This is a genomic window from Micromonospora sp. PRAS1, assembly GCF_059553435.1.
This window is the reverse complement of sequence record NZ_JCANNB010000015.1, coordinates 140,217-156,960: the sequence shown is the minus strand read 5'-3', so window position 1 is coordinate 156,960 and position 16,744 is coordinate 140,217. Positions and strand designations below refer to the sequence as shown.

The window sequence follows — 16,744 nt, the reverse complement described above, 5'->3', positions numbered from 1 at the left end:
TCCGTATGACTGCACTACCGTCACGGCATGGTCTCGCGTCGATCGATTCTGCGGACCGTGCCGCTCGCGGCCGCCGCGTTAACCGCCGCCCCAGGTCAATCCAGCTCGCTCGACGGGTCGTCCACGTCGACGGATCCGGTACGCGTACCTCCCGACCCGGCCACCATGTCCGCCGCCGCGACCGCGGTACGCGGCTTCTCGGCCGACCTCTACCGCACGTTGGCGTCGACCCGTCCCGGCGGCAACGTGGTCTGCGCGCCGTACTCGGTCGGGCTCGCGCTGGCGATGACCAGGGCGGGCGCCGGCTCGACCACTGCGGACGAGATGGACGCGGTGCTCCATGCCCCGCATCCCCGACCCGGCGCGCTCGACAGCGGGCTCAACACCGTCGAACAGGCGCTCGCCGGCCGGTACGCGAACGGCGACGGAGTCGCGCGGCCCCTGCTGACCACCGCCAACGCCCTGTGGACCCGGCTCGACCTGGAGCTGCGCCCCGGGTTCCAGCAAACCCTGGCCGGCTACTACGGTGCCGCCCCGCACCCGGTCGACTTCCGTGGCGCGCCGGAGGCGACCCGCCAGCAGATCAACACCTGGGTCTCCGATCGGACCAACGCGAGGATCCCGGAGCTGTTGCCCTCAGGCGTCCCGACCCCCGACACCAGTTTGATCCTGACCAACACCACCTACCTCAAGGCGGCCTGGCGGTACCCGTTCCTCTCGATGTTCACGGCGACGGAGCAGTTCACCCGGGATGACGGCAGCGTGGTCGGCGTGCCGATGATGCGTGGGCCATTCGACCCGATGGGCTACCTGGAGGGCGACGGGTGGCGCGCGGTCGACGTGCCGCTCGCGGGCAACGGGCTGGGCATGGCCATCGTTCTGCCGACCCGGGGCGATCTCGCCGCAGTCGAGGCCAACCTCGATGTGACGTGGCTTGGTGCGTTGCTCACCGGGTTCCGGAACGCCACAGTCGAACTGCGCCTGCCCCGGTGGACGTTCCGCCTGCCGGCCGAGCTGCGTGCGGTGCTGAGCAGCCTCGGCATGCCCACGGCGTTCAGCACGCGGGCCGACCTCACAGGCATGAGCACCGATCCGGCGCTGAGCATCGACGACGTGCTGCACGAGACGTTCATCGGGGTGGACGAGAAGGGCGTCGAGGCGGCAGCCGCGTCGGCGGTAATCGTCCGGCCGCCGTCGATCCCGCAGGGACCGCAGTTCTTCGTGAACCGGCCGTTCCTGTACGTCATCCACGACCGGCTCACCGGCGTACCGCTCTTCCTCGGCCGGGTCCACGACCCGCTGGTCACCAGCGCGTAGAAGGTCAGGGCCAGCACGTACGGTGGCCCGGTGAGCGACGACGACTTCGCCCGGCGGATCGAGCGGCACCGGCGTGAGCTGCGCGTGCACTGCTACCGGATGGTCGGCTCCTACGACGAGGCGGAAGACCTCGTGCAGGAGGTCTTCCTGAAAGCGTGGCGGGCCCGGGCCGGGTTCGAGGGCCGGTCGTCGCTGCGCAGCTGGCTCTACCGCATCGCCACAAACGTCTGCCTCGACGCGCTCGCCGGGCGCAAACGGCGGCTGCTGCCCGACCAGGCCAACCCGGACTACGTACCCGGGCAGCCGACGGGCACCCTGGTCACCGGCCCGTGGCTGCAACCGTTCCCCGACGCGCTGCGGGAACCGGTGACGCTGCGGGAACCGGTGGCGCTGCGGGAACCGGTGACGGCGTGGGAGCCGGTCGCGCCGCGCCAGGACGAGCCGGAGGCGGCGGTCGTGGCGCGGGAAACCCTGGAGCTGGCGTTTCTGGCGGCGATGCAGCACCTGCCACCCCGGCAGCGCGCCGCGGTGATCCTCTGCGACGTGCTCGGCTGGCCGGCGCGGCAGACGGCCGAGGTGCTCGACGGCAGCGTCGCGTCGGTCAACAGCGCGTTGCAGCGGGCCCGCGCGACGCTGCGCGAGCACCTCCCGCCGGGCCGGTCGGACTGGGCGCCGGCCGCGCCGCCGACCGAGGAGGACCGGCAGGTGCTGCGGCGCTACCTGGCGGCGGTCGAGCGCGGCGACCTCGACGAGGTGGCCGAGCTGCTGGCGAAGGACGTACGCGCCACGATGCCGCCCTTCCCGGAATGGTTCGCCGACCGCGAGTCGGTCCTCGCGGCGCTTGCGGCGACCTGGGACCCGGACTCTCCCGATTACATCGGCGCGTTTCGCATGCTGCCCACCAGCGCAAACGGGCAGCTCGCCGCGGCGAGCTACCGGCGACCGCCGGGGCAGCAGCTCTTCGAGCCGTTCGGGATCGGTGTGCTCCAGGTACGCGACGGTCTGATCACGGAGATCGTCGCGTTCCACGAGCCGGCGCTCTTTCCGGCGTTCGGGCTTCCGCCGACCCCCGCCGACCGATGAGGTTTCGCCGCGGATGCCGTCTCTACTTCGGTACGAGCTGATCGACACGAGGAGGACGGCATGAGCGACTTCGAACCGCAGACCGCCAGCGGCAAGGTCCTGTGGCACTTCACCATGTCACTTGACGGGTTCGTGGCTGGGCCGGACCACGACATGTCGTGGATGTCGACCGGCATCTCCGAGCGGCCCGGCTTCACCCAGCAGTACGTCGAGACGACGGGCGCCGTCCTCGGTGGCCGGCGCGGCTGGGACAAGTTCCCCGACGCCAGCGGTGTCTACGGCGGCGACTGGACCGGCCAGGTCTTCGTGCTGACCCACCACCCCGAGGACGCCAAGCCCGCCGACGGGGTCACCTTCCTCAACTGCGACGTGGCGGAGGCGGTGCGGATCGCGCTGGCGGCAGCCAACGGCAAGAACGTGGAGGTGCTGTCGCCGGACATCGGCCGCCAGCTCCTCGAACGTGGCCTGCTCGACGAGATCGACCTGCACATCGCGCCGGTGCTGCTGGGTGACGGCATCCGCCTCTACGAGCACCTCGGCGGTCGCCCGATCTACCTGCACCGGGTCGGCGCCGACGACCCGACGGCCGAGCTGGACGTACGCTACCGACCGGCAACCGCATAGGGCACCGGGTCCGGTGGCGGCGTTCCAGCCACCGGACCCGCCACCTTCAGTGCGACCGGCAATAGGCCGTCCGTGGTGTCTCGCCGCCGCCCCGCGTCGCTCACCGCCGCCCACGGCTCGGCCCACTGCCGGGCAGCCCGACGCCGGCACACCCTTCCGCGGTCCCTGTCGAGCTGAGCCGTCTACGCCATCACACGACGCAACGCCCACCGTCACCCCGCCGGCAAGCCGCGATCCGTCAATGCGCTCAGCTCGACAGGACCAACACCCGTACCCTGACCCGCCCTATTGCCGGTCACACTCAAGTCCGTGAATTTCGGTATGTCGGAAAGCCGACACGTCATCGGGCCGCCAAGCAGGCTTTTGTCCCTTTCGGACGTTGCTCAGGCCACCGCTGATCTGGTTTTCTTGCCGGCTCAGGTCGGAGATCAGTGAGCGAGGAGCCGGTTGCATGGTCGCGGCACACGAGACGATTCTGCGGAAGCTGCTGGAGGGCACGAAGCAATATCAGGTGCCGCTCTACCAGCGCACGTACTCGTGGACGCAGTCCCAGCTGGCGCGCCTGTGGAACGACGTTCTCAAGCTGGCCGACGATCGGGTTTCCGACCCGACCGCCACCCACTTCATCGGCTCACTCGTGCTCGCGCCCAGCCCCACCAACGGGCCTGCGGGGGTGGACGAATATCTCGTCGTGGACGGCCAGCAGCGGCTCACCACCCTTACCATCCTGCTCTGCGCCATCCGCGATCACCGGGCCGCGCATGAGAGCCCGGAGCACCACAAGCGCATCCACGAGAAGTACCTGATCAACCCGTGGGAGGCCGAGCCGCGACGGCTGAAACTCGTACCCACCCAGGCGGATCGGGCCGCCTACCTGGCCTGCCTCGACTCGACGCCGCAGGCCGGCGGCGCCGACCCGGTGGGAGCGGCGTACCGGTTCTTCGCCGCGCAACTGGCCGATGCGGACGACTCCGACGATCCGCTCGACATCGAACGCATCGAGAACGCCGTGCTCTCCGGCCTGGCGCTGGTGTCGGTGACCGCACAACCCGGCGACAACGTCTACCGCATCTTCGAGTCGCTCAACAACACCGGCCTTCAACTCAGCCAGGCCGACCTGCTGCGCAACTACCTCTTCATGCGGCTGCCCAGCCGGGGCGAGACGGTCTACCAGACCCTGTGGCTGCCGTTGCAGAAGCAGCTGTCGCCGGACGAGTTGGTGCTGCTCTTCTGGCTCGACCTGGTGCACCGGGACCCACGGATCAAGCAGACCGACGTCTACTCGGCGCAGCAGGCCAGGCTGAACGGGCTCCGCTCCGAGGAGGAGATCGAGGCCGACGTGCGGCGGCTCAGCCGCCTCGGTGCCCTGCTGCGCGTCATCCTGCACCCCGACGAGGAGCAGAACCCGGGCGTACGGCAACGGTTGGGGCGGCTGCGCGCCTGGGGCACCACCACCGTCTACCCGCTGCTGCTGCACCTGCTCGACCGCCGCGATCAGACCACGGCAACCTCGGAGCAGGTCGCCTCGGCAATGCAGTACGTGGAGAGCTTCTTCGTCCGGCGCCTGCTGATCGGCCGGGCCACCGCCAACATCAACCGGATCCTGCTCAGCATCGTCACCGAGATGAACCAGGAACTACCGGTGGACGAGGCGGTGCGGGCGTACCTGTCAGCCGGCCGCAAGTACTACGCCACCGACGCCAATGTGCGGACTGCGGTCCGGTCGATCCCGTACTACCTCAACGGCCGGGCACACCAGCGCAAGCTCATCCTGAGCTGGCTGGAGGAGTCGTACGGGACCAAGGAACCGGTGGTGCCCGACAAACTGACCATCGAGCATGTCCTGCCGCAGACCCCGACCGCCGAGTGGCGACAGTTGCTCGCCGCCGACCTCGAACCGACCGAGACCGTCGACGAGGCGCACGAGGCACTGGTCCACACGCTCGGGAATCTCACCCTCACCGGCTACAACTCGGAGCTGAGCAACAAGCCCTTCGCGCTCAAGCGGATGGAGCTGGCCAAGAGCGGGATCATGCTCAACCGGGAGATCGCCGGGCAGGACCGCTGGGGCCGTACCGAGATCCACGCCCGTGCCGACGCGCTCGCCGACCGCATCCTCGCCCTCTGGCCCGGTCCCACCGAAGAGTCGACCGAGCAGCCGGACGCGCTGTGGGGGTTGATGAACAAGGCGCTCGCCGAACTGCCGGCCGGCTCCTGGACCACCTACGGCGATCTCGCGGCGCTGATCGGCACCGCACCCCTTCCGGTCGGGTCACGGCTCGCCAACCACCCCGCGCCGAACGCCCACCGGGTACTCCAGGCCGACGGCCTCGTCGCCGCCAACTTCCGCTGGCCCGACCCGAACCGCACCGACGACCCGCGCGACATACTCATCGCCGAGGGAGTGAAGTTCGACGAACACGGCCGGGCGGACCGGTCGCAACGCATCGGCGTCGAGGAGCTGGCGCAACTCGCCGGAATGACGCCGGACGACCTGCCCGAGCGGCTGCCGCGACAGCGGCCGGCCGGCAACGTCGACTACGCCGCCCGGTTCATCGAACAGCTGACCACCCTGCAAGGCCCGTCGGTCGCAACCGCCATCCACGTCCTGCTCGACGCATGGACCACGCTGGGCGGCAGCCTGCTCTACGGCAGCGGCGGGGAAACCTCCTGCTTCCTGATGGCGCGCGGCAAGGAGCACGAACTCGGCAACATCTGGCCGGCGGCGATCTATCCGAGCGGCAAGTTCGAGGTCGTGTTCCAGCACCTGAGCGTGCGTACGCCCTTCGACGACGTGACGCTGCGCGAGGAGCTGCGGCAGCGGCTGAACGAACTGCCGGGCGTGGACCTCCCCGCCGCGAAGATCGCGCTGCGTCCGGGCTTCCCGCTCACCGTCCTCACCGACGCCGGTGCCCGGGAGGCGCTGCTCGACCACCTGAGCTGGTTCTACGACCAGGCGCAGGCAGCCGCCCCCGCCTCGCTCTTCACCGAGTAAATCCCCTACCCGGAAGGTCCGCCCGTGCCGCAGCTCGCCTTCGCCAATACCTTCTGGCAGAGCTACGACGTCCTGGAAAAACCGGTCAAGGCCGGCGTGCGCAAGGCGATGGAGAAGTTCCAGCAGCTCACCGTCGCCGAGTTGCACGCCGACAAGGGGCTGCACCTAGAGTCGGTGAACAACGCCCGCGACCCGCGGATGCGGACCATCCGGATCACCGACTTCTGGCGTGGGGTGGTGCTCGCACCGGACGACGGTAGCGACACGTTCCTGCTGCTCATCGTCGTACCGCACGACGACGCGTACGGCTGGGCCGCGAAGCGGCTCTACACGGTCAACAGCGCGACCCGGGCGTTGGAGGTCCGCAACGTCGTCGCCATCGAGCAGCTCACCCCGACACTGGAGAAGGCCGCCGCGCAGGCGCCGAGCCTGTTGTTCGCCAAGCACTCCGACACCGCGCTGCGTCACCTCGGCATCGACGACCAGGTGCTACGGGCCGTCCGTACGATCGTCGACAAGTCGCAGCTGGAGGCGTTCGGCACGCTCCTGCCCGAGGACCAGTTCGAGGTGTTGCAGTACCTCGCCGAGGGATTCAGCCCGGACGAGGTCTACCGCGACCTGGTGACCGCGCGTCGGCCGGCCGACGCGACGCCGGAGCCGAGCGAGAGCCTGGAGATTGCCATCGCCAACACGACCAGCCGGATCACCCTGGTGACCCGGCCGGACGAGCTGGCCGAGATCCTCGACAAACCCTTCGCCGCCTGGCGGGTGTTCCTGCACCCGTCGCAGCGGCGGGTCGCCTACCGGGTCTCGTACACCGGGCCGGCCCAGGTGACCGGTGGGCCGGGCACCGGAAAGACGGTGGCGGCGTTGCACCGGGTCAAGCACCTGCTCTCCCGTACGCCGGAGAGCCGGGTGCTGCTCACCACGTACACCAATGCCCTGGCCGCCAGCCTGCGGGAGAACCTGGCGCTGCTGCTCGGCGACGAGCAGCAGTTGGCGCGGGTCGAGGTGACCACGGTGAACGCCTTCGCCAACCGGACCGTGCGCACGCTCGCCGGTCGGGTGCCGACGCCGATCGGTGACGTCGACGAACGACAGGTCTGGCGGCGGGTCTGCCGGAAGCTGACGCTGCCCTGGAGCGAGCAGTTCCTGGCCCAGGAGTTCCGGCATGTCGTCCTCGCCCACGACGTACGCGACCGGGAGGCGTACCGCGCGGCCAGCCGACGCGGCCGAGGGACGGCGCTGGGCGCACGGCAGCGGGACCGGGTGTGGGACGCCGTCGAGATGTTCACCGCCGAGCTGTCGGCCGCCGGCACCGCCACCCACCTCCAGATCTGCGCGCGGGCGGCGGACCTGCTCGGCACCGCTGATCTGGCCGAGCACGGCCACCACCATGTTGTGGTCGACGAGGCGCAGGACCTGCACCCCGCGCAGTGGCGGGTGCTGCGCGCGGCCGTGCCGCCCGGCCCCGACGACCTCTTCATCACCGGCGACCCGCACCAGCGGATCTACGACTCCCGGGTCTCACTCACCGCACTCGGCATCTCCGTCACCGGCCGCAGCAGCCGGCTGCGCATCAACTACCGCAGCACCGAGGAGATCCTCTCCTGGTCCACGAAGGTGCTCGTCGGGTCGCGGGTCGAGGACCTCGGTGGCGAAGGTGAGGACAGCCTGACCGGCTACCGGTCGCTGCTGCACGGCAAGCGGCCCGCCGCGCAGGGCCATCCGTCGTCGCAGGCCGAGATCACCGCGCTGGTCAAGCGGATAGGGGAGTGGTTGGAGCAGGGCGTCGGGGCCAGTGAGATCGCCGTCTGCGCCCGGTTCAACACCACCCTGGGCAGCGTGCAGGACGAACTGACCGCGGCCGGGATCCCGTCGGTCCGGGTACGCGACCAGCCCGGGGCCGACATCGACGGCGTACGACTGGCCACCATGCATGCGATGAAGGGCCTTGAATTCCGCTGCGTAGCGATGGTCGGCGTGACCGCAAAGGCGATCCCCTTCGCCAAGGAGATCACCCCGCCCGAGGTGGACCAGGTGCAGCACGAGAGCGACCTGCTGCGCGAACGTTGCCTGCTCTTCGTCGCCAGCACCCGGGCCCGCGAAGCCCTCTACGTCTCGTGGAGCGGACAACCCAGCCCGTTCCTGTCGTTTGTTCCGGCCGTCAACAGAGAAGGATGACTCGGCAGTGGCTCCTGCGAACTATGCCGCTTTCCCGTGCCACAAACGAGTCGGAGGCGACCAACTGGCGTGTGTACCGGTCCGCATCTCGGCGGAGCGTTCCCTCCGGGGGCGCTCCGCCTGCCCAGACTCTAGGGTTGTCGTATGGCGAGGTACTACGACGTGCACCCGGACAATCCCCAGCCCCGGATCATCCGGCAGGTCGTCGACCTCGTCCGCGACGACGGTCTGATCGCCTACCCCACGGACTCCTGCTTCGCCCTGGGCTGCCGGCTGGACAACCGGGACGGGCTGACCCGGATCCGCGAGATCCGGCACCTGGACGACCGGCACCACTTCACGCTTGTGTGCCGGGACTTCGCGCAGCTCGGCCAGTTCGTGCAGGTCAGCAACGCGATCTTCCGCCTGGTCAAGGCGTGCACCCCGGGCAGCTACACGTTTATCCTGCCGGCCACCCGGGAGGTGCCGCGCCGGATGCTGCATCCACGCAAGCGCACCGTCGGGGTCCGCGTACCGGCGCACACGGTCACCCAGGCGCTGCTGGCCGAGTTGGGTGAGCCGCTGGTCTCCAGCACACTGGTGCTGCCCGGCGAGGAGGAGCCGATGACCCAGGGCTGGGAGATCAAGGAGCGGCTGGACCACCAGCTCGACGCGGTGGTCGACGCGGGGGAGTGCGGCAAGGAACCGACCACCGTGGTCGACCTCTCCGGCGACGAGCCGGAGATCCTGCGCCGGGGTGCCGGCGACCCGTCCCGCTTCGAGTGACCCGATCGTCGACTAACCGACCGCTTGACCTGATCGTCGATCAACCGTCCGTTCCGAGGAGGAATCTGCCATGCACACCCGCCGCATCGGTGACCTGTCCGTGGGTGCGATCGGCCTCGGCGGCATGCCGATGTCGATCGAGGGCCGTCCCGACGAGCAGCGCTCCATTGCCACGATCCACGCCGCGCTGGACGCCGGCGTCACGCTTATCGACACCGCGGACGCCTACCACCTCTACGCCAACGACGTCGGCCACAACGAGTCGCTGATCGCCCGTGCCGTGGCGACCTACGGCGGCGACACCTCCGACGTACTGATCGCCACGAAGGGCGGCCACCTGCGCCCCGGCGACGGCTCCTGGACGAAGAACGGCTCGCCGGAGTACCTGAAGCGCGCCTGCGAGGCGTCGCTGAAGCGACTCGGCCTCGAGGCGATCGGCCTCTACCAGTTCCACCGGCCCGACTCCAAGGTCCCGTACGCGGACTCCATCGGCGCCATCCGGGATCTGCTCGACGCCGGGAAGATCCGGCTCGCCGGCATCTCCAACGCCGACCCGGAGCAGATCGTGCTGGCCAACGAGATCCTCGGTGGTCGGCTGGTCAGCGTGCAGAACCAGTTCTCGCCCGCCTTCCGGTCGAGCGAACCGGAGTTGGCGCTCTGCGCCGAACTCGGCATCGCGTTCCTGCCCTGGAGCCCACTGGGCGGCATCACCAACGCTGGTGACCTGGGGTCGCGGTTCGCCGCCTTCGCCGAGGTCGCCGGGGAGCTCGGGGTCAGCGCGCAACAGGTCTGCCTGGCCTGGATGCTGGCGAAGGCGCCGGTCGTGATCCCGATTCCCGGCTCGTCGCGACCCGAGACGATCCGGGATTCCGCCGCCGCGGCCGACCTCGAGTTGTCGGCGGAGCAGCTCGCCCGCCTCGACCGGGCCTGACCGGTGCCGCGCCGGGCCTGACCGGTGACGCTACAGTGGCCCTGGGTAAGCCGTGGTCTTGGGAGCCGCCGTGGCGCAGAAACCGGTCGCGATGATCAGCAGTACCACCCGGGATCTGCCGGCGCACCGCAAGGCGGCCAGGGACGCCTGCCTGCGGCAGGACTTCTTCCCGAAGATGATGGAACACCTGCCGCCGACCCCGCACGACGCGGTGACGCTCTCCCTCCAACTGGTCGACGAGGCCGACGTCTACGTGCTGATCCTCGGCGTCCGGTACGGCGAGATCCCGACCGGCCACGACAAGTCGTACACCCATCTGGAGCTGGACCGGGCGTTCGAACGCGGCATCCCGGTCCTGGTGCTGATGATGGACCTGGAGCGGCATCCCGTGCGACCGGTGGAGATGGAGACCGGCCCCGGCGCGCAGCGACTCGACACGCTCCGCGAGGAGCTACGCCGCCGCCAGGGGGTGGGCTTCTTCGACTCACCCGAGTCGCTGCGCGCCCTGCTCGTCGACGGGCTCTCCGACCTGCGGGCCCGACTGGGCGAGGAGCCCGCCGCGCTGCACTACGTCCGCAGGTTGCCGGCCCCGCCGCAGCCCTACGTCGCCCACCCCTACACCCTGCTGCACACCCGCAATCTCGTCGGCCGGCAGGTCGACCTCAACGCCCTCACCGACTGGGTCACCGGAGCCGGAGTCGCTGGCGCCGACCGGGTCTTCGTGATGACGGCGATCGGTGGGATGGGCAAGAGCGCGCTCACCTGGAAGTGGTTCAACGAGATCGCCCCGCAGGAGATGCGACCGCTCTCCGGCCGGGTCTGGTGGAGCTTCTACGAGAGCGACGCCCGGTACGCCAACTTCGTCACCCGTACCCTCAGCTACGTCACGGGGGAGAGCGTCGAGCAGCTTGACCGGCTCAACCTGCCGGACCAGGAGGAGGCCCTGCTGGCCATCCTGGACGAGAAGCCGTACCTCGTCGTGCTGGACGGCTTGGAGCGGCTGCTGATCGCCTACGCCCGGCCCGACGCCGCCTTCCTCGCCGACAACGACCTCGACGTGGCGACGGCCCACGTCGTGGCGGACCGGTGGGCGCTGCCGGCGAGCGCCGCCTCCTCGTTCACCGGCCAGTCCCGGCTGCGCCACGCGGTCGACCAGCGGGTGGGCGGCTTCCTGCGGCGACTCACCACGGTACGGGCCAGCCGCATCCTGATCAGCACCCGGCTCTTCCCGGCCGACTTGCAGACCGTCACCACCGCGCCGATCGCCGGCGTGTCGGCGTACTTTCTCGACGGACTTTCCGACGACGACGCGGTGGCGCTCTGGCGGGCCTTCGGGGTCAGCGGCAGCCGGGCCGAACTGGTCCACATCTTCGCCAGTTTCCGCAACTATCCGCTGCTGATCCGGGCCCTCGCCGGCGAGGTGGCCCGGTTCCGGGCCGCTCCCGGCGACTTCGCCGCCTGGCGGGCCGCGAATCCGTCCTTCGACCCGAACTCCCTGGACCTGCGCCTGCGGAACTCGCACGTACTGGCGCACGCGCTGCGTGGCCTCACCGCCGCGCTGGCGCGTACCCTGCACGTCGTCGCCGCGTTCCGGATGCCTGCCACCTACCACGCGCTGCGTGCCCTGCTGGTGGGCGAGGGGCGGCCCTTCGCCGCCGAACCCGAACTGGACCGCGCCCTGGGCGAGCTGGAGGACCGCGGTCTGCTCGGCTGGGAGAAGGTGGCCAACCGGTACGACCTGCATCCGATCGTCCGGGCGGTGGCCTGGTCGGCGCTGGACGCCGGCGACCAGCGCGGCATCTACCGCGACCTGGCCGGTCACTTCGAGTCGCTGCCCAGTGTGGACGAGAGTGAGATCGTCGGCGTCGACGACCTCAGCGGCACGATCGAGCACTACTACACGCTGCTGGCGCTCGGTCAGGTCGCGGAGGCGCTCGACCTGCTCGCCAACCGCCTGCTCGATCCGCTGTGGGACCTGATGGCCGTCGGCGACCTGCTGTCCATGACCGAAGCGGCGATCGACGCGGGTGCCGTTCGGGTGCTCAGCGGAGACGACGACGAACTACTGGGCTTCATGGCCATCGTCGGTTGGTTGCAGGAACTGTGCGGGCGTCCGGCTCGGGCGCTGGCGACGTGTGACCGCATTGAGGCGCAGCCGGCGGTGGCCGCCCCGGAGGTGCGGGCGATGACCGCATGGGTGCGGGCACGGTCCCTCCTGGTCACCGGGCAGATCGTCGCCGCGGAGCAGGTCGTGCGCGACGTCCTCGCGCAGGTCAAGCCCGGCGGCACCGAGGCCGACGGGTTCGAGCTCGTGCTCGGCGCCGTAGCGGTCGTGTCGGCCACCCGGGGCGAGAGCCGGGAGGCGCTGCGTTGGATGCGTGATCACCGGCTGACCGACTCGACCAGCGAGATTCTCACCGAATGCCTGCTGCACGAGGTCCGCATCGAGTTGGCGGCGGGGAACCTGAGGGCCGCCGCGCAGATGTGCGGCGTGCTCGACTCGGACGAGCAGAAGGGGCTGGCGCGGATCATCGGGGCCCGGGTACGGGCGCAGGTCGCCACCGCCGGCGGAGCCGATGACGAGGCCGGCACCATCCTCCAGGACGCCCTGGCCGGGTTTCGGGCCGGCAACCTGGCGAGAGCCGAGGTCGAGGTGCTTCTCGAACTCGGCAACTGGCACCTGCGCCGGGGCGAGCTGGCAGCGGCGCGCCGCTGCCACCAGCAGGCCGAGCCGCTTGTCGCGCAGACCGAACTGCGGCTGCTCCAGGCGGACACGCTGAACCTGCTCAGCCGCATCGAACAGGCCGCCGGGGCGGTTGACCGGGCGGTCGGGACAGCCCGGGAGGCGTACCGGTTGGCGTGGTGTGACGGTCCACCGTACGCGTACCAGGAGGGGCTGGACCGGGCCGGTGCGACGCTGCGGGAGCTGGGCGCGGCCGAGCCCACGGACCTGCCCCGTGCCGTCGTGCCGTCGATGCCGTCGCCCGCTGTGGTGCCGGTGACCTTCCTGGAGGCACTCGTCGAGTTGCCGCCGGATGATCCCGTTCATCCCGACCTGTCGAACATGATCGCGCGTGAGCTGCGGCGCCGCTGCGACGTCGCCTCGTTCGTCCGGGACATCTGCGACCTCGACCTCGGCGACCAGCGCCTCGGCCTGGTGCTTGCGGCGGTTGCGCAGCAGGTCGGCCGGGAGGTGTACCTGGCGGCGTTGTCGCACCCCCGTCCCGCCGTGCGCGTCACGGCCGCGACGCTGCTGCCGGACGACGACGAACTCCCCGGTGACCTGCGGGCCGTGGCGCGCGACGACCCGGCGCCGCTGGTGCGGGCCACCGCCCTGCGGCGGCTGTTCGAGGCGGTCGACCAGGCCGCCGACCCCGATGCGCTGCTTGAACTCACTGACGATCCCGACCCGGGGACACGACTTGCCGCGCTGCTCACCGCGGTGCGGCATGACCTGCTGCCAATGGCCGAGTTGCATCGGCGACTGCGGACCGAGCCGGACGACGGGCTCCGGGAGACGCTGCTGGCGGCCTGTTTTCCGATGCCGTGGGATGACCCTGTCCTGCTGGACACCCCACCATGGTCCCGGCCCCGGGCGGTGGGCTCCATGTACGGCGTCGCGCCGCTGGCGTCGCAGCAGTGGGACGTGTTGCTGGACCTGGCCGAGGCGGACGCCAGCGCCAGGGTGCGGGTGCATGCGCTTACCCGGCTCGTCCTCGCTCGTTCCGACCCCGGCACCCGTGACGATCACGTAGAGCGGCTGCGGCAGGCGTTGGCGGCCCAGGTCCGCACGGATCCGCTCGGTTCCGGCACCGTTCTCGAAGAGGAGCTGACCATCTGGTCACCGATGCTCTCCGATGCGCAGCGGCGGACGGTGGCGGGTGCCGCAGCGCGGTCGGCGGAGAACCCGCTCCGCAGGTTCGGGCTGCACGCGGTGCTCGGGATAGCGGGCTTCACCGGCAACAGCGAAGACATCCAGGACGCCTGCGAACTGTTGCGGCGGGAGTCCGACGCCGAGGTGCTGCAACGGGTGCTGTCGCGCGATGAGACACCGCCCTGGCTGGCAACAATGATCAAGGAGTTCCTCGGTAGCGCGGAACCGGCGCGCCGGCGGGGCGCGGCCCGCGCCCTGATCGACCCGTCGATCCCCGTCGACCGGGCGGAGTGGGATGCGCTCCTGACCGACCCGGACGGGGTGGTGCGGCGCAACGCGCTGGGTGCGTTCGCCCACCGCAACGGGTACGAAGATGCGCGACTGCTCTCCCGGGACGTGGACGGGTTGGATCCGTTCCTCGATCCGGCCGCTCCGGTCACCGATGCTCGCCTGGCCAGGGTGGCTGCCGGGCTGGACAGGTCGACAGCCGAGGTGCGGCGGTGGTACGAGGAGCAGGCGGCCCGCTACCACCTCCGGCTCGCGTGGCTGCCGTCCGACCCGCCGCCGCCCGACCCGCCGCAGTCCGACCCACCGCAGTCCGACCCACCGCAGTCCGACCCGCCGCAGCCCGACCCACCGACCGAGGACGCCGCTCGATGACGCAACCGGTCGCCGGCTTCGCCCGCCCGGCCGTGTGGTGGCTGCGCTGGGCCTTCGTGATCGTCGGCCTGGCCGCCCTGGTCCTCGGCTACCTCGGCTTCCAGCGGTTCGGGCAACTCCGGCCCGACACCGTCAACGACAGGTACGACGCGCTCTACTACAGCGTCCAGCTCTTCGTCCTCAGCGCCGAACCCTTCGAGGATCCGGGTCCGCTGCCGTGGCAGTTGCAGCTCGCCCGGTTCCTCGCTCCGCTGGTCACTCTGCTCGCCGTGGCCGAGGCCGGCCGGCTGCTGCTGGCCGCCGAGATCCGCCGTCTGCGGGCCCGCCGGGCCAGCGGTCACGCGCTGGTCTGCGGGGATTCCCAGTTCGCCCAGATGCTCGCCGACCGGCTCTTCGCCGACGGCGAACGGGTGGTGGTGGTGCGCTCGGAACCGTTCGGGCCACTGGAGTACCGCCGACGCCGGTACCTCGGCGTGATCGGCGACCCGACCAGTGCCGAGGTGTTGCGCGGTGCCGGCCTGCCGCGGGCCCACACCATCTACGCCTGCACCCACGACGACGACCTGAACCACGCGATCGCCAACGCGGCCAGCCGGTTGATCGCCGACCGCCGGCACCCGCCCCGGGTCTACGTCCAGGTCCACGACCCCGAAATGTGCCTGTCGTTGCAGGCCCGGCGGCTGGGCGCGGCCGGGTCCAGCCGGTTGCGGCTGGACTACTTCCACGTCGACGACATCGCCGCCCGCGCCCTGCACCGGCACCATCCGTTGTACTGCGCCGCAGGTCGACCGAGAAGTGTGCTCATCGCCGGCGGCGGTAGCTTCCGGCGGGCGTTGCTTGTGGAGACGGCCCGGCACTGGCGCGCCCAGCCCGGCGCCGCCCGCCCACGGCTGCGGGTGGACCTGGTGGCACCGGACGCCAGCGCCGAACTGACCCTCGCCACCTCGCGCTACCCGTTCCTGGACACCGTCTGTCAGCTGTCGGCGTACGACCGGGGCATCGACGAGCTGACCGGGCTGGCACAGTTCGGTGCCGGCGGCTACGACCGGATCTACGTATGCGTTCCGCAGGAGAGCAGCGGCCTACAGTTCGTGCTCGACACACCCGGGCTCTGGCAGGGCGTACGCGGCGCCGTCTTCGTACCGGTCTACCGGCAGGCCGCGCTCGCCGCAGCCTTCCACGGCGACCCCGGTCACGACCTGCTCGACGAGGTGCACGGGAAGCTGCGCCTGTATCCGGTGCTGACCGAGGCCTGCGACGCCCGGCTGATCGCCGAGGACCTCACCGAGCGGCTGGCCCAGCAGATCCACGAACGCTACCTGCACGCCAGGCTGCGCTCCGGGGCCCGGCTCGGCTCGGCGCCGGCGATGGTGGGCTGGTCCCGACTGCCCGCGTCGCTGCAACGGGCCAACCGCAGCTACGTCCAGGACATCGCCGCCAAGCTGCTGGACCTCGGCTGCGTGGTGGCACCCCGGCACGGCGGCAGCGTTGACGCCTCGGCGGCCGGGCAGGCCATCGACGACCGGATCGACCACCTGGCCCGACTCGAACATGAGCGGTGGTGCCGGGAACGGCGTGGCGAGGGCTGGACGTACGGCGAGCCGCGCGACGACGCCCGGCAGCGGCACCCCGAGCTACGGCCTTGGGACGAGCTGAGCCCCGCCATCCAGGAGCAGAACCGGGAGGAGATCCGTACGCTGCCGGACGTGCTCTCCGACAGTGGTTTCGAACTGATCCGGCTGACCGCCGCCGTGCCCGAGCAGCGGGAAGGATCGGTCGATGGCGACTGACTCCAGCCCGCTGCGTGTCGGCGTCACCGGACACATCCACCTGACCCCGGCCACCGAACGGCTCGTCGCCGACGCGCTCCGCGCGGAGCTGCGCCGGCTCAGCGAACGGCCGGTGCACGGCGTCACCTGCCTGGCCGCCGGCACCGACCAGATCTTCGCCCGGACGGTACTGGCCACCGGCGGCAGCTACGAGGTGATCCTGCCGGCGCCGGACTACCGGGACACGATCGACCCGGCGCACCGGGCCGACTTCGACGAGCTGCTGGAGCGGGCGACACTTGTCGTGCGAACCGGCCACCGCAGCTCCGGCACCGCCGCCTACGTGGCCGCCAACCGGGAACTGCTCAACCGGGTACAGCGGCTGGTGGCGGTCTGGGACGGCGAGCCGGGCTGCCACGCGGCGTCCACGGACCGGACCGTGCAGCTGGCCCGGCAGTTGGCCATCCCGACCACGATCCTCTGGCCCACCGACGCCCGCCGGGCCCCCCGGAACCCCTGATCGGCACCGGCCAGTCGCCCGG

At 70.7% G+C, this 16,744-nt stretch carries 10 protein-coding genes; all 10 read left to right on the top strand.

Annotation, left to right across the window (positions count from 1 at the left end):
* Nucleotides 1-27: 27 nt before the first annotated feature.
* Complete coding sequence (locus AC507J_RS16885) at nucleotides 28-1,317, top strand: serpin family protein (protein ID WP_496290095.1); 1,290 nt, start codon at nucleotides 28-30, stop codon at nucleotides 1,315-1,317.
* Nucleotides 1,318-1,347: 30 nt separating this feature from the next.
* A complete protein-coding gene (locus tag AC507J_RS16880) occupies nucleotides 1,348-2,400 on the top strand; it encodes a sigma-70 family RNA polymerase sigma factor (protein WP_496290094.1) in 1,053 nt (350 codons plus the stop codon).
* Nucleotides 2,401-2,460: 60 nt separating this feature from the next.
* Nucleotides 2,461-3,024 carry a dihydrofolate reductase family protein gene (locus AC507J_RS16875; RefSeq protein WP_496290093.1) on the top strand — a complete coding sequence of 188 codons (564 nt, stop codon included), beginning with the start codon at nucleotides 2,461-2,463 and terminating at the stop codon, nucleotides 3,022-3,024.
* A gap of 451 nt (nucleotides 3,025-3,475) precedes the next feature.
* On the top strand, nucleotides 3,476-6,019 hold the full coding sequence (locus AC507J_RS16870; RefSeq protein ID WP_496290092.1) for a GmrSD restriction endonuclease domain-containing protein: 2,544 nt from the start codon (nucleotides 3,476-3,478) through the stop codon (nucleotides 6,017-6,019).
* A gap of 24 nt (nucleotides 6,020-6,043) precedes the next feature.
* Nucleotides 6,044-8,203 carry a UvrD-helicase domain-containing protein gene (locus AC507J_RS16865; protein WP_496290091.1) on the top strand — a complete coding sequence of 720 codons (2,160 nt, stop codon included), beginning with the start codon at nucleotides 6,044-6,046 and terminating at the stop codon, nucleotides 8,201-8,203.
* Between the two features lie 144 nt (nucleotides 8,204-8,347).
* Nucleotides 8,348-8,968: an L-threonylcarbamoyladenylate synthase gene (locus AC507J_RS16860; protein WP_496290090.1), complete on the top strand. Its 621-nt coding sequence runs from the start codon at nucleotides 8,348-8,350 to the stop codon at nucleotides 8,966-8,968.
* Between the two features lie 70 nt (nucleotides 8,969-9,038).
* Nucleotides 9,039-9,899, top strand: a complete 861-nt coding sequence (locus AC507J_RS16855; protein ID WP_496290089.1) for an aldo/keto reductase — start codon at nucleotides 9,039-9,041, stop codon at nucleotides 9,897-9,899.
* A gap of 70 nt (nucleotides 9,900-9,969) precedes the next feature.
* Entirely contained in the window at nucleotides 9,970-14,433 is a 4,464-nt protein-coding gene (locus tag AC507J_RS16850; protein WP_496290088.1) for a DUF4062 domain-containing protein, read from the top strand.
* Entirely contained in the window at nucleotides 14,430-16,223 is a 1,794-nt protein-coding gene (locus tag AC507J_RS16845; protein WP_496290087.1) for a RyR domain-containing protein, read from the top strand. Before AC507J_RS16850 ends, AC507J_RS16845 begins: the two co-directional genes overlap by 4 nt.
* Nucleotides 16,213-16,722 (top strand): hypothetical protein, encoded by a 510-nt coding sequence (locus tag AC507J_RS16840; RefSeq protein ID WP_496290086.1) that lies wholly within the window; start codon nucleotides 16,213-16,215, stop codon nucleotides 16,720-16,722. The genes AC507J_RS16845 and AC507J_RS16840 overlap by 11 nt, the downstream gene beginning before the upstream one ends.
* The last annotated feature ends 22 nt before the right edge of the window (nucleotides 16,723-16,744 follow it).